The organism is Capnocytophaga sp. HP1101 (genome assembly GCF_054772415.1).
The window spans coordinates 224,419-237,152 of sequence record NZ_BPUU01000003.1 but is presented as its reverse complement, the minus strand read 5'-3'; the positions used below and the strand labels follow the sequence as shown (position 1 = coordinate 237,152).

General features: G+C 38.2%; 22 protein-coding genes. All 22 read right to left on the bottom strand.

The window, feature by feature from the left end; translation table 11 throughout:
* Window positions 1-4: 4 nt before the first annotated feature.
* Window positions 5-334, bottom strand: coding sequence for a hypothetical protein (locus RCZ04_RS02080; RefSeq protein WP_460484277.1), 330 nt, complete (start codon window positions 332-334; stop codon window positions 5-7).
* Window positions 335-381: 47 nt separating this feature from the next.
* Entirely contained in the window at window positions 382-699 is a 318-nt protein-coding gene (locus RCZ04_RS02075) for a DUF4406 domain-containing protein (protein WP_460484276.1), read from the bottom strand.
* Window positions 696-1,208, bottom strand: a complete 513-nt coding sequence (locus RCZ04_RS02070) for a MazG-like family protein (RefSeq protein ID WP_460484275.1) — start codon at window positions 1,206-1,208, stop codon at window positions 696-698. The genes RCZ04_RS02075 and RCZ04_RS02070 overlap by 4 nt, the downstream gene beginning before the upstream one ends.
* A 22-nt stretch (window positions 1,209-1,230) precedes the next feature.
* A complete protein-coding gene (locus RCZ04_RS02065) occupies window positions 1,231-1,455 on the bottom strand; it encodes a hypothetical protein (protein WP_460484274.1) in 225 nt (74 codons plus the stop codon).
* Complete coding sequence (locus RCZ04_RS02060; protein ID WP_460484273.1) at window positions 1,452-1,745, bottom strand: ASCH domain-containing protein; 294 nt, start codon at window positions 1,743-1,745, stop codon at window positions 1,452-1,454. Before RCZ04_RS02060 ends, RCZ04_RS02065 begins: the two co-directional genes overlap by 4 nt.
* Complete coding sequence (locus RCZ04_RS02055) at window positions 1,742-2,059, bottom strand: hypothetical protein (RefSeq protein WP_460484272.1); 318 nt, start codon at window positions 2,057-2,059, stop codon at window positions 1,742-1,744. Before RCZ04_RS02055 ends, RCZ04_RS02060 begins: the two co-directional genes overlap by 4 nt.
* 2 nt (window positions 2,060-2,061) lie before the next feature.
* Window positions 2,062-2,463 (bottom strand): hypothetical protein, encoded by a 402-nt coding sequence (locus RCZ04_RS02050; RefSeq protein ID WP_460484271.1) that lies wholly within the window; start codon window positions 2,461-2,463, stop codon window positions 2,062-2,064.
* Complete coding sequence (locus tag RCZ04_RS02045; RefSeq protein ID WP_460484269.1) at window positions 2,453-3,229, bottom strand: hypothetical protein; 777 nt, start codon at window positions 3,227-3,229, stop codon at window positions 2,453-2,455. The genes RCZ04_RS02050 and RCZ04_RS02045 overlap by 11 nt, the downstream gene beginning before the upstream one ends.
* Window positions 3,216-4,205, bottom strand: coding sequence for a DUF4373 domain-containing protein (locus RCZ04_RS02040; protein WP_460484268.1), 990 nt, complete (start codon window positions 4,203-4,205; stop codon window positions 3,216-3,218). Before RCZ04_RS02040 ends, RCZ04_RS02045 begins: the two co-directional genes overlap by 14 nt.
* A 19-nt stretch (window positions 4,206-4,224) precedes the next feature.
* Window positions 4,225-4,557 (bottom strand): HNH endonuclease, encoded by a 333-nt coding sequence (locus RCZ04_RS02035; RefSeq protein WP_460484267.1) that lies wholly within the window; start codon window positions 4,555-4,557, stop codon window positions 4,225-4,227.
* A 74-nt stretch (window positions 4,558-4,631) separates the two neighbouring features.
* Window positions 4,632-5,507 carry a DNA-methyltransferase gene (locus tag RCZ04_RS02030; protein WP_460484266.1) on the bottom strand — a complete coding sequence of 292 codons (876 nt, stop codon included), beginning with the start codon at window positions 5,505-5,507 and terminating at the stop codon, window positions 4,632-4,634.
* Entirely contained in the window at window positions 5,465-6,763 is a 1,299-nt protein-coding gene (locus RCZ04_RS02025) for a hypothetical protein (RefSeq protein ID WP_460484265.1), read from the bottom strand. Before RCZ04_RS02025 ends, RCZ04_RS02030 begins: the two co-directional genes overlap by 43 nt.
* A gap of 160 nt (window positions 6,764-6,923) precedes the next feature.
* Window positions 6,924-7,667: a phage antirepressor KilAC domain-containing protein gene (locus tag RCZ04_RS02020; RefSeq protein ID WP_460484570.1), complete on the bottom strand. Its 744-nt coding sequence runs from the start codon at window positions 7,665-7,667 to the stop codon at window positions 6,924-6,926.
* 35 nt (window positions 7,668-7,702) lie between these two features.
* Window positions 7,703-8,308, bottom strand: a complete 606-nt coding sequence (locus RCZ04_RS02015) for a hypothetical protein (protein ID WP_460484263.1) — start codon at window positions 8,306-8,308, stop codon at window positions 7,703-7,705.
* Window positions 8,309-8,426: 118 nt separating this feature from the next.
* A complete protein-coding gene (locus RCZ04_RS02010) occupies window positions 8,427-8,810 on the bottom strand; it encodes a hypothetical protein (protein WP_460484262.1) in 384 nt (127 codons plus the stop codon).
* Window positions 8,811-8,891: 81 nt separating this feature from the next.
* Window positions 8,892-9,131, bottom strand: a complete 240-nt coding sequence (locus RCZ04_RS02005; RefSeq protein WP_460484260.1) for a hypothetical protein — start codon at window positions 9,129-9,131, stop codon at window positions 8,892-8,894.
* 24 nt (window positions 9,132-9,155) lie between these two features.
* Window positions 9,156-9,635 carry a DUF3127 domain-containing protein gene (locus RCZ04_RS02000; protein ID WP_460484258.1) on the bottom strand — a complete coding sequence of 160 codons (480 nt, stop codon included), beginning with the start codon at window positions 9,633-9,635 and terminating at the stop codon, window positions 9,156-9,158.
* A gap of 12 nt (window positions 9,636-9,647) precedes the next feature.
* Window positions 9,648-9,938, bottom strand: coding sequence for a hypothetical protein (locus RCZ04_RS01995; protein WP_460484257.1), 291 nt, complete (start codon window positions 9,936-9,938; stop codon window positions 9,648-9,650).
* Window positions 9,939-9,950: 12 nt separating this feature from the next.
* Complete coding sequence (locus RCZ04_RS01990; protein ID WP_460484256.1) at window positions 9,951-10,586, bottom strand: MBL fold metallo-hydrolase; 636 nt, start codon at window positions 10,584-10,586, stop codon at window positions 9,951-9,953.
* A gap of 170 nt (window positions 10,587-10,756) precedes the next feature.
* Window positions 10,757-11,485 (bottom strand): recombinase family protein, encoded by a 729-nt coding sequence (gene bet, locus RCZ04_RS01985; protein WP_460484255.1) that lies wholly within the window; start codon window positions 11,483-11,485, stop codon window positions 10,757-10,759.
* 4 nt (window positions 11,486-11,489) lie between these two features.
* Window positions 11,490-12,386 carry a DUF1351 domain-containing protein gene (locus RCZ04_RS01980; protein WP_460484254.1) on the bottom strand — a complete coding sequence of 299 codons (897 nt, stop codon included), beginning with the start codon at window positions 12,384-12,386 and terminating at the stop codon, window positions 11,490-11,492.
* Between the two features lie 118 nt (window positions 12,387-12,504).
* Complete coding sequence (locus RCZ04_RS01975; protein WP_460484253.1) at window positions 12,505-12,729, bottom strand: hypothetical protein; 225 nt, start codon at window positions 12,727-12,729, stop codon at window positions 12,505-12,507.
* Between the last annotated feature and the right edge of the window lie 5 nt (window positions 12,730-12,734).

Below are 12,734 nucleotides of genomic sequence, written 5' to 3'. Positions count from 1 at the left end.
GTAATTAAAAACTTTCTTTTTCAACATCTATTGTAATGTTATCCTCATCGAAATACTTAATGATGTATATCGTCTTTCCTTCACGGAGGATAACAGAGGAGGGTAGTTTGCTAATTTGGTTGCGAAAATAATCAAAGGTGTTGTATATGCCTTTTTTAAAAAATCTTACATCAGTTTTTGCCTCACTTAGTTCTTCTTCTAATTTTTTAACTTTTTCTTCTGCTTTTACAGTCATATTGCACAAACGCAATAGCTCTTTTTTTGCTGCTTGAGGGTTTCCGTCAATCCTTTCGCAGATTGAGGAGTAACTTATATCATAATCGTCTATTTCCATTGTATTTTGTGCTTAAATTGTTACACATTCCATTGTTCTTTGGTGAATTATTCATATTCTCTTATTATAGGCTGCTCTATCTCGTACATTATAGGCATTCCTATTTCGGTGGCAATATAGTGCTCGATACGCGCGCCCTTGCTGTCTTGCCAGCCTTGTAGCATATAGATAGCCTTGCATTGTAGCAGGTCTGCAATGTCTTTGGAGATATGGGATTCCCAAGAGTCGTGCTCGGTAAGTCCATTTTCAAAAGGGTTTACTGGTTCATAACCTAATCTTTTCATCGCTTTTGCTACGGCTGCAAAGCGTGCACGGGTTTCGGTGAGGTCTGTACCGCTGATTTTACCTGAGATGTAGATTTTCATTCTTTGATAAATTTACCGTTAATAATTTTGCCTTTTCTGTTTTTGATTTCGTTGTAAGCGAGGTTCAGGCAGGCTTCTAAGGTTGTGCCTTCTAATTCAGCAATGTTATTGAGATACTTAACAATGTAGAGTATATGCGTATAGCAATTCCCAGTATAATTGTGCTTTGACATACGATATTCACTATTAAGTAATTCAATAAGTAGCTTATTCGCTGATAATGCTAAACTCACACAATCCTCATATGTATTATGTTTTAGTGATAACGAATTAATAAAGATTGTGTTAAAATTTTCTTTCCTAAAATAGCAGTAGTTAATCAATGTTACGAGTGTATCGCCTATGGCATCGCGTATGCCTATGCGGTCATTGTCATAACACGCTTTGATAAGTTCGCCGACTTCCTCGTGGGTTTTCAGGAGTTCATCAAAGGGGGTTAGTTGCTCATAGATTTCTCTTTCTTTTGTCCACTGATGAATGAGGGGCACGAGTTCTTGGATTGTTTTCATTTTCTTTGTAATTTTAATGTTATTAGTCAATTTCTACTTCATATGCCCAATCCAAAGCATCTCTTTCTCTTATGTTGTAAGCAAGCCAATCAAATGCTTCTGGATACTTGCTACTTTCACAATCTTCAACAGAAAATCCATAGTCTGCCATCTTATCTAATTGTTCAAATACTTCATCGGAGACTTCTACATCTTCTAAACCTACGGTATAGGTTACTTTTACATATAAATTTTTAATTGTTCTCATTTGTCGATATTTTTAGTGTTAATAATCTTTCCCAAGTATAATACGAAGTACTTTTTATTGGATTCTGCGCCCCATTCAGGTTTACCCGTGCCAAAGCGTATGGTTTTTAATTCTATGGTAAGGCTTGGAGCATCACGAGCATAGCCATTGCGAAAGCATACATTATCATACGATTTTCCTAATAGGCGTTTTGTCCAATAGGGCTTGATTTCACGATACTCTTCGGTTTTCTCGCCCAATAGTATCATATCAAACCACTTCTTCTTTAATGTTAGATGTAAGGTATTCATTTCTTTGATTTTTTAGTTATTAATTCTTCTCTCATTCCCATACAGTAGGAGCGGTAATTGATGTTAGACTCGTGTGTTAGCACATAGTCGTACCATTGCAATATCTTGCCCTTCGACTTATCGTGCTTCATATCGAAGTATATATCCTCGATGTTAAAGAAGTAATCCGATAGACATATAATACCTATGCCTACATCGTAATTGTCGAATTCAAATTGTAGTTCTTGCTTGTCGCAAAACTCCTTAATGAGGTTGCGTGCAGCATACTCGAATAATTCTACTGCTTCTCTTTCTTTTGATAATTGTTTTTTCATTGTTATAATATTCTTTCTCCGTTAATTACATCTAAGTGCTGGTATATCATCTCTGTTAAATCGTTAGAGTACGACTCAAAAGCGTCAATTAGCACCTTGTCGTCTTTCATCGTTTTCTTGAATTGCTTCACAGCCTCCCCACTGTATAGTTTTAGTCTGCGAAATGCTAATTTAAATTCGTGGTTGAACTTTGTATCATCAATTCCGTACATTAACTCATTAAGGCTATCGGCATACGATAAGGCAAGAATAGCGTAATGGGCTATCTTCTCACGTTTAAGCAACGGCTTTATTACTTCCCTGTCGTGCTCAGCAATAGCGATATTCATTAGATTTCGTGCTTCTTGGGGTGTGATATTTAGCCCTCTTGCACGGAGTTCGGTTAGAAATTTGTTACTGCTCATTTTCTTTTGTTAAAATGTTTGACAATTCAATTCCCTGTGTAATGAGGTGGTTGTAAAAGAATTTCAAAGTATCTTCCTTCTTCATTCTCTTTATTCTCCCCTCGCTGTCGGTTTCCCCATTCTGATATTGTTCTAACAATGCTTTGAGGGCGCTAAACTCCTTCTTATCCTTTGCTTTTGTTTGCTCTTGACGGAGTCGCTTCTCTGTTTCTGCTCGCATTAATTGCTTGTCCTTTTCCGTTAGCGTAGCAAAATAAGGCTGTAACACCCCTCGCTGATAGAGCCTGTCATACACAGGCGCAGATACTATTGGTAACCTCTGAGTTTCCTTGTATTCCTCAAAATGCTCAGTGAGCCAATGAATAGTGATTTTTTTTTCTTCTTCTTTTGTCATTGTTGTTTGTTTTTGTGGTAATTGTGAAATGTTAATGTTATGCTCTCGCTGGGTTTCTTGTAGCCATTGGCGATATTTTCCAAGTACCGTACAGATGTAGGACACGTCAAAGAATTGATAATGCTCCGTAACCTCCCCAAATTCGCCACTTCTATCCATTTGAAAGGCTTTGTATATCTCTTGAAGAGATAACCCCGCAAATCGGCTAAAAACAGCGTTCCAAATTTCCTGCTTTTGCAAAGGGTCGATTTCTCCCTTAAGTCCTACAAGAGTAGCAATGCGTGTGAATAGTAGCCCAAATGTAGTGGCTATCACTTCACGGTCGAGCTCTCTAAGGCGTGGGTATTGGTGTACACTTTTAGCTGTCGCCAAAGGTGTGAGCTCCCCAACCTTGCATATTATTTCTAATGTTATCGGCTGTTTGGCGACCAGCGTAGTATTGTGTGCTACCTGCTGGCTGTTGCCTATTGTCTGTAATGATGTTTCCATTTTCATCTAAGTTAATTTGCTTGTTAGCGGTTTGGTGAGGCGCTTGTGTTGCGTGTAGCCAATTAGCCTCAAAACCTTTCCATTGCTTCTGTACGATAATGCTCAGTACGGTGTTTATGCCCTGCCCCGTTCGCTGTACTTGCTTGAGGAACGTGTTAAATGCACGCTCGGTGTTTATTGCTTTCTTTGCCTTGCGTATTTTTAGCCACTCATCTACAAGTTCTGGGGCAAAGCCTTCTGATAGCATTGCCTTTCTGAAATTGAAAGGAGGGGGGGCGGGCGCAACTGGGGGGGAGGTTTCTTTTTCAGCGTTTAAAGGCTGTTCTTTTTTTTCGCCCTCGCCAAATTCCACACACACGCTTTTCTGTTTCTCTTTTTCTAAAAGAGAAATATTATTTACTTTACTTTCTTTTTCTTTATTTTGTGCATTAATGTGCGCATTAATCTTATTTGAAGGTGAGTTAATGTATACATTAACCTCGTCCAACAGCCAATATTGCGATAAATCAATATCTTTACGTCTTTTTGAAGCTTCTAAATAAACCTTTTGAATGTTTTTACTTGTTAGTATATTATACTCACTAAATACAAATCCATCGAAAAACTCATATTTAACAAGTTTCCTAACAACCTCATCAACAAGCCCACCAGATAATCCGCCGAGCCTTGCCAATTTGTTTTTTAAAAGTTCCGAAAACTCCACGAAATACCCATTACGGTATATTTCACAAAGTAGCCGCAACACGATTATCTCTCCTTTTACAGAGAACTCCCCCGAGATAGCCAAAATCTTATCGTTTTCAAAGATTCCAACGTCCAAAGGGAAATAATCTAATCCTTGTTTATTTGGTCTTGCCATTACTTTTAAATTAGATATTTTAAACTTGTTTTCCGCTATTACATTTGCGACATAGCACTGTCAAGTTTTCAATATTATTTAGTTTATCTATATCAAACTCTTTAATACTTGCTTTGAAAACTGAAATGATATGGTCAATCTCTAAGCTATCTGTACTACCGCATATAGAACATTGGTAGTTATACTTTTCTAACAAAAAGTCTCTAACATCTTTTCGTTTTATAAAACTATCTGATGAGTTTCTTAATGCTTTGTATCTTACTTTTTGATTTGAATTTCTAAATTTTAGTCTTGTAGAAAATTGAGGATTCCATTTAGGAAATTCAAGTCCGGTTTTTTTAGGTCTTGCCATAGTCTTTTAATGTTTAAAAAACTCCCCTTACTAACGCCTTGCGCTATGCAAGGGGAGACAAATGAATGATGTATTTAGAATAAGGTTGTTTGATTAAGATCGTCAATCATCCGTTGTAAGTTTCTTTGCATTTGGTTGTAATAAGAAGGCTTGAGTTCTATCCCTATAAAGTTGCGTTTTAGCCTCAAACTCTCGTGTCCTTCACTTCCTATACCTCCAAATGGACTTAATACGGTTTCGCCTTCATTGCTCCACAAATGCAAACAACGCCTAATGGTTTCTAATTGTAAGGGACAAATATGCTTTTCGTCTTTCTCATCACGTGCGCTGGTGTATTGCAAGGTATCGGAGTAGTTTATATCATACCATACTGGCTCGGCGTACTTTTGCCATAAACTTACGGGGAGGTAATTCTCTTGTTTTTCATCAGTATCTTGGTGTGTAATAGGTACAAGATTATCACCTGCATTGCGAAACACTAAGATATAATCAGGAATACCCGTGCGAGACATACTACTGTCTTTTTTGATCGTTTTATGAAGCAATCCTATAGACTTGGTACGGGTCATCTCCACCACTGGGCTCTTCCAAATTGTTATTCTATCGTGGTAAATAAACCCCTCTTTTTGGAAAGACTGAATGAGCATTCCTGAAAAGTCTTTGAGACCGATGTATCCGTCCTTGCCTTTCATTGCGGGCAAGTCCATACAATGTACGGCTACCAATCGTCCGCTCTTTACTACCCTTGCTAATTCTTTTACAAGGAATTGAAAGTGTACAAAAAACTCTTCATAATCTTGGCAGTTACCCATATCACGAATATCATCTGAATAAACGTATAACTCAGCAAATGGGGGGCTGAATATTGAGAAATCTATACTATCGGTAGGGAGTTTAGCCACTTCATCTACGCAATCGCCGTGTATGGCTCTGAATGTAGGTGTTTGCATATTTCTTGGTTTTTAATCATTAATTCTTGCATTTGTTTGAATTGTGTCTCTTTTTCTCTTATAGAACTCATAATGTTCTGCATTGTGTCGGTAGTGATGATATTCACTGTTACATCACCTTTTTTTCCAAAACGATGTGATCGTCTTACCGCTTGGTAAAATCCTTCAAAAGAGAAATCAGGACTCATAAAAGTTTGATGCAGACAGTGCTGAAAGTTTAGCCCGTACTTTGCTATCTGAGGTTTTGTTACTAATACTCTATATTTGCCGTCTACAAAGTCTAACAGCTTTTGCGCCTTTTCCTCTGGCTCATCTTTTCCTGACACTTCTACCGCTCCACGAATACCAGCCGTAACATCCTTGCTTTCATCATTGAGTTTTACCCACACAATATGAGGATCATCATCAGCATTAGCAATCTCAATAGCCTTAGCTATACGTTCTTTCTTAGTACGCCTTAACTCCTTATTAAAGTCAGTAGCCGATACTGCCATATCAGGGAATAACAAACCATTACTAAAATCGTTTTGCGTAATAATTTGATGCTCTTTGTAAATCACCTCTGATAAATCATACCCTTGCATTGGGTAACCTATATCAGCAGGATTGGTGAGCATTACCGCCCAACTCGATACGAACTGGTAAAACTTTTCTACCGCGTGCTTTTTTAATCGCCATTTACTTGTGTGATCTTGATCATTAATAAAGTAAGTAGCGAGCATTCCTAACCTACTTTGATAACCTAAAAATTCTGAATGGTTTGCTAACTCCATAGGGTCGTTTGGCGATGGGGTAGCCGTAAAAGCAAACTTGTAGGGGGTATTATGGAAATACTCAAATAGTTGCTTTTTTATATGCCCCTCAAAGTTTTTCATTATCGAACTTTCATCGACGATCAGCCCTGCATACTCTTGTGGGTTGATATTGTGCAAATTCTCAAAGTTGGTGATCGTTACCTTATCAAGGTCAAACCCAAATTTTTCTGCTTCTCTTTTAGTTTGTGCTACAACCACCAATGGGGCAATGATTAACACGGGCTTATTTGTGTGCCTTACGATTTGGCTCGCTGTTTCAAGTTCCATTACCGTCTTACCTAAACCACAATCCGCAAATACAGCATGTTTGCCTTTCATAATGTTTTGGGCAACTATACGCTGCTGAAAGGGGAATAGTTTAGGGTTCATCGGTAGTGGAGTAAATCCCTTATGCTCCTTTGCCTTTTGCTTCTGCTGCAAAAATTTCTGATACTCATTCATTTTGATTTGAAATTAGAGATTTGATAAAGATTTATGCGCACTCAATCTCATCTCAAATCGGTTATTAATTGCTTGCAGGTGCTACCTGCTTAGCCCCCGCTCACGGCTCGAACGTGAGAGCTTGCCTATCGGGGCGCACAATGGAAAAATTACAATTCTTTTATATTGTTTTAAGGAACTTATTAACAAAATAAACTTGCCCCTTACCCGTTACCTTAGGTGTAATAGTGGTGTGCATTACCCCGCCACTTCCTGAGCGTGTACCTTTCTTTAACTCGAATAGTCCTTGCTCAATGTATTGCTGGTTAGGAATGTTATAATATTCGCCTCTTGTACCTAAGTAGTGATTTTCTCTCAACCACTTAAATAGCCTCTTTTCGCCTATCTCATAGCCTTTTTGAGTGATAAGTTTTGCCAATTCACCAATAAGGCAGGACGATTGAGAGCCTATAACAGTGTCAGCAAACAATACCTTGGGGGCTTGTGCTTGCAGTTGCTTTTGTTGGGCTTCTATCCTCTCGGCTTGTTCAGCTGCTAATCGCAATGCTTCTGAAAATGATTGAGGAATTTGTTGATGTGCTTGTTCTTTTGCTCTTAACTGCTTTTCGCACTCAATAAAATATTGACGAGCCATTTTGCCTCTTTCAGAACGTTGCAACATTGCAATCTCTTTGGCGCAATCCAATGTAAGGGCGTAGTCGTCTAAAACTTTCCTTATAGCACCATTTGGCAATTGTACATTTTTGTACAAATGTTGATAATCAATGTTTTCGGCAAAACCATAATCAAACATACGGCTACACCAAATATCAAATCTCGTTTCAACTTCTAAAAATGTATGCAACTCTCTTGCAGATACAGCACGTTTGCCATTTTGTTCAGTGATTTTAATCAACTCTTGCATAGGTTGATAATTTGTATTTGTTATTTCGTACATAGTTAAATAATTTTAGATGTTAGTAATTCCTTTGAGAAGAAAATGAAGTTATCCAAATTCGTGAAGTCGTCAGCGGTTAGACAACTTGCAATGCAGTCGTCAATCGTCTGTATTTGCCACAAAATAGAGTATAGGCTATCCTTTACCCTGCTTTCAGGCAACTTGTCCATTACCTCATTAAAAAGGTCTAATAGGTGATTTTTCGTTTGGGTAAGATTGTAGATTTTACCCTCCAAATCCATTCCGATGTGTTCTACTTTCGGTAGGATTTCTAAAAGTGAAGTGTGGGCAGTTTTCGCACTGCAAGGCGTGTCTATGCAATTACTGCTATTCATTGCATTAACATTTTCAAAGTTCTTTGGCATTTTACGTTTGAAAATATTTGTTAATAATAAGAAATAAGAAAGGCTATCGCCCTCCGTTCTCGCCAAAGAACAATTACTTACTTTATCAGTAGAGCAATCCGTAAATGGAGTTTGATAGCCTTGTACATTTGCAATACAAGAATTTGCAGTAAAAGCAAAAATCGCTCCTACAAATAAAGTGATATAACGTTCTTTGGCGTTGAACGTTGCAAATGTACGACTATTTTTAAAACTAACAAACATTTTCATTCGTTTTTTTATTGCTTATTTTACTTTAAAACTTACTTATTTATATCTTCACTTTGATATTCAGTGTTTTATAACTTGTTTTTATCCTTGCTTAACAGGTGGAAAAACTTGCTTAATACCCTGTTTTTGCTATCCTTAAATTCTCTTTTTCATAACTCAAAAGACTTCTAAGGGCTTCTATCTGATGCGTACAAGTACGGTTAATACGCTCCAACCAATCTACAAGGAATTGTTCCTCCTGAGCTATACCCTTAACTAAGGCATTTTGAGCCGTTGCCGATAGATATTGCTCTTTTGCTATGGCTATGATAGTCTTTGTAATTTCCAACGTTGTACGTTGGTTGTAGAGGTACTTTGCCTTTGCAAGCATTTCTCCACTACGTGCCAAGTAAACAGATAATGTTTTAATACGCTCCACCATTTCCTCAGGACTATCAGAGCATTCAATTTCTAAATAACTCTGAATATCTTTTGCTTCTTTTTTTAGTGCTTCCATTTTGTCTTTATTTTGAAAGCAATGCAGGACTCGAACCTGCTACTATCCCGATTGATACTTGCTTTTTGTTGTGTTAATTACCTAACATTCACGGAACTCCGCTATTAATTCCTTTGTTTTTTCATATACAACTTCGCCGTTTTCCGTAACTTTACTAACGTAATAATCTATTCCATTTACACCATCAGGTTCTTCATCTTCAAGATGCTCAAATGGACTTTCTTCAAAAATATCCATTGCTTCTTCATAGCTTTCTGCTTCTACAATAGCCGTGTACTCACTTTCTTCCACGTGATTAAATTTAATTACATACTTGTTCATTTTTTATTTATTTTAAATTGTTCTCTAAAAAGGCATTCCGTCATCTTCTTGTGCGGGTGCTTGTCCCATATTATTAAACATTTGCCCCTGCTGATATTGTGGTTGCCCTTGTGGCGGGTACGCTTGTGCTTGTTGAGGCGGTGCGTATTGCGGTTGATGTTGGTAACCTTGGGGATGTTGTGCATAACCTTGGGGTGCTTGCTGATGTTGTTGCGCTACATTCGTGGTTTGAATGAGTTCTATTTTCCAACCTACAACCGTATTGAAGTACTTAACCTCACCTTGCGGACTTGTCCATTCACGTCCTTGCAAGTTAAAGTGTACATTTACCCTCTGCCCCACTTGTAAGGTGTCCAACAATGCGCAATTGCCTTGTGTAAACTGAATGAGGATTGACTGTGGATATTGCCCATCGGTGGTAATTACCAAATCACGCTTCTGAAAGCTGTTTTGCCCTACTGATTCGGTGGCAAATATTTGTTTAATTCGTCCTTGTATTTCCATAGTTATTTTTATTTAAATTTCAGTTCTTACAATCCAACACCCCATACCGTCTTCAATCTTAGAAAATCCTTTGAAACGTTTCTTAGTTAAAGGAGACTCCCCTACATCAATGAGCGGTAATAGTCTATTAACTATTTCGTGGAATGAATCAAAGTCAATGTTAAGTTCATCTAAAAGAGTGTCCTCAACAAGACTAAAGTCACCATCAACATTCTCTACATTTAATCCTGTAATTTCGCAAGCCAAATCCATTACATCATCGTAATCGGCTACAATTCTTTTAATTTTGTTTTTGTTTTCCATTTTTCTTTAATTTTACTTATAAAAACTTCTACTTTTATGCAGCTCTAATACTTTGCTGCTTTCTTTTCTGTTTGTCTCAATAAACGCTCTTGCTTGCTGTATGCTCAGGTGTGTATTGATATTGCCGTATGCGTGCGTATATTCGCCCTTTGCGTGCGCTTCTTCTATCGCTTGTTGTATGTACTCTTCACAGTAATTATGCTCAATAGCGTACAAATCATAACCTTTGGCAGTAATACCATCCAAGTGCGCTGTATCGGTAGCGTGGAATATCTTTTGTCCGTTGTTAAGAAATATTCGCCACCCTACATTTGGCACGTCGTGGTACAGCTTCACTGGCGATACTTTAAACGCCCCGTAATCGTATAACTTACCTACTTCTAACACATCGATATTGTTAATGCCCTCCAACTTGTCTAACAGAAATGCCCCGCAGGCTATTCGCAAGGTAGGTCGCTCAGCTTGTAATCGTTGCAAGGTTCGCAACTTTAAATGGTCGCCGTGCTGGTGAGTGAGTAACACAATTTTCAAAGAACGTTTTACTGCTTCTAAGGCTTTGAGAGAAACGCCACAATCTACCATTATTGCGTTGTCATAAACCACAGCGTTACCCTCGCTACCTGAATTAATTACTTGTGCTTGTATCATTTTCAAATTCTACTACAGCTATTCCATTGACAAATAAGGTTTCACCATAGAGTACTGTTTGCTTTTTTGATTTTGCTTTATACTCTTCTATATTTTTCTTAAATATATCTATAGCCCATTAAAACGATATACGTGTGATTGTCCTAATGTAAAGTAATGTGTTTTCATTTTTATACGTCTTTAAAATCTACCTTATTAGGCTCTTTACTTGTCACTGGTTGTATAGGTTGTGCATTCTCAGTAGGTTCGTTTTGCTCGATAACCTCTGTGTCTATCACCACACGCACTTGAGTCTCTACAACGCCCTGCTCTTCTTGGGTGTACATAGCCCCTAATTGCATTGGGAACGCCTCACGCAAGGCTTGCACTTTGGCTACTTTGGCTATCATTGTAGCTTTTTTGTCGTTCCAGCTACTTTGTTTCTTGTCATATTCGCTAAGATTAACTTTTGCCACAAAAGGCTTTGAGCGGTCTTTTCTGTACACTTTTGCCCACGCTCCTAATATGTCGTCTGTAGGCAGGTGAAAATTACCCTCAACCTCTATTATCTCATTATTTCGTAATAAGATAAGCCCAGCCTCTAAGCCGTCGTAACTTGGATTAGCTTCAGCACGCTTCATTAGTGCTTCTTTGCTAACAATCATTTGAGCAGGATTGTTTCCGAACTTAATGAGGTACGCCTCATTAAGGAAAGGGTTTAATTGGTTGTATTTACAAATACTAATGAACATAGCCACCTCTTGGTCGGTTACCGTTGCATTGCCCCTTGTTAAGTATGAGCGTACGATATTGTAAGATAGTTTAACAGGTTCGCCCGCTACTTTGTACTCTGTTTCTCCGTTTTTTGATTTTGAAGGTTGCGTTTGCAACACTGCTGTTTGTAATGTTTGATTTTCCATTGTGCTATAATATTTGAATGTTATTACTAATGATATACTGTTTTAAGGCTTGTAATTGCTCTCTTGTGTCTACTACGGTAAACGTTGCTTGTAGCAATTCAGGTGCTTGTGTAGGTTCTGCTACTGCTTGCGCTGGTTGCTCTTGTGGTGCTGGTTGCACAGGTACTACTGGTGTAGGTGCTTGCAAGGGTGCTGCCTCTTGTCGTGCTTGTATAAACGCTAATCTCGCTTGCTCTGCTGCTGCTTTTTGCGCCTCGATACGTTGCAACTCGGCTTCGCGCTGTTGCTTGCGATATTGTGCATTGCGTACCGCTGTCGTTACGTCAAGCGTTTGCTTGTACTCGGCAAGTATTTCAGCTTTGAGTTCGTCAGCTTCTGAAAGGCTTTCGATAAATTCAATGCTCTTTGTAACCTCGCCTATAAAGTTTGCCACTTGCTCTTTTAGGCTCTTATCTGAAGCAGAAAGCGTAATATTAAGTGGTAACCGTTCAAAGATGAGGGACTCGGTATTTTGTGCCTTGCATAACTCGGTAAAATACTCTTTGATACGTGCACGCTTGTCGTCTAATAAAAGGTTTTGCACCTCATCAATTTTCGTTTTAAGTGTGATATCTGCCTTGTCATAGTGTACTTTGATATGCTCTTTATACGCCCTTTCAAAAGCCTCGTAAGGTTCATTCACTTTTTCTTTGATGAGTTTGCGCTGTGTCTCAAACGCATCAAGTTCCTTACGTAACATCGTGCGAGTGTTTTTGGCACTCTTTACCGTTTCTTCGGTTACTAATTGGTTATCGAGGTTTAACTCAGCGATTTTAGCCTCAATCTGTTGCCCTACTGCTTTTATTTTCTCATAGATGATAATCGGAGGCTGTTGCAATGTTATTAATTGTTCTTCTTTCATTGGTTTTGTATGTTTAATTTGTTATTTCTTAAAGAAAATGCCGTGCGGTATTGCTATTTTTTAAGTTTTCGTGCTCTCGCACGGCATTTTTCACGTATGAATTAATTGGAGATTTTACTTAATCGTGTGTTAAGAGGTAGTTTGTAGCCTCTTGTTTGTCGGCAAATATTTCGCCCTCAGTAAAATTGTGGCTGTTGCCGTCTTCAAACATCAAACAGTACGATATATTTATATTATCTTGCCACGCTTCTACTTCAATAGTATCTACTTTGGCGGGCACAACACCCCCTAAGTAATAAACATATACATTATTGCCGATGTCGTATTTAATCTGTAATTTCATTGCGG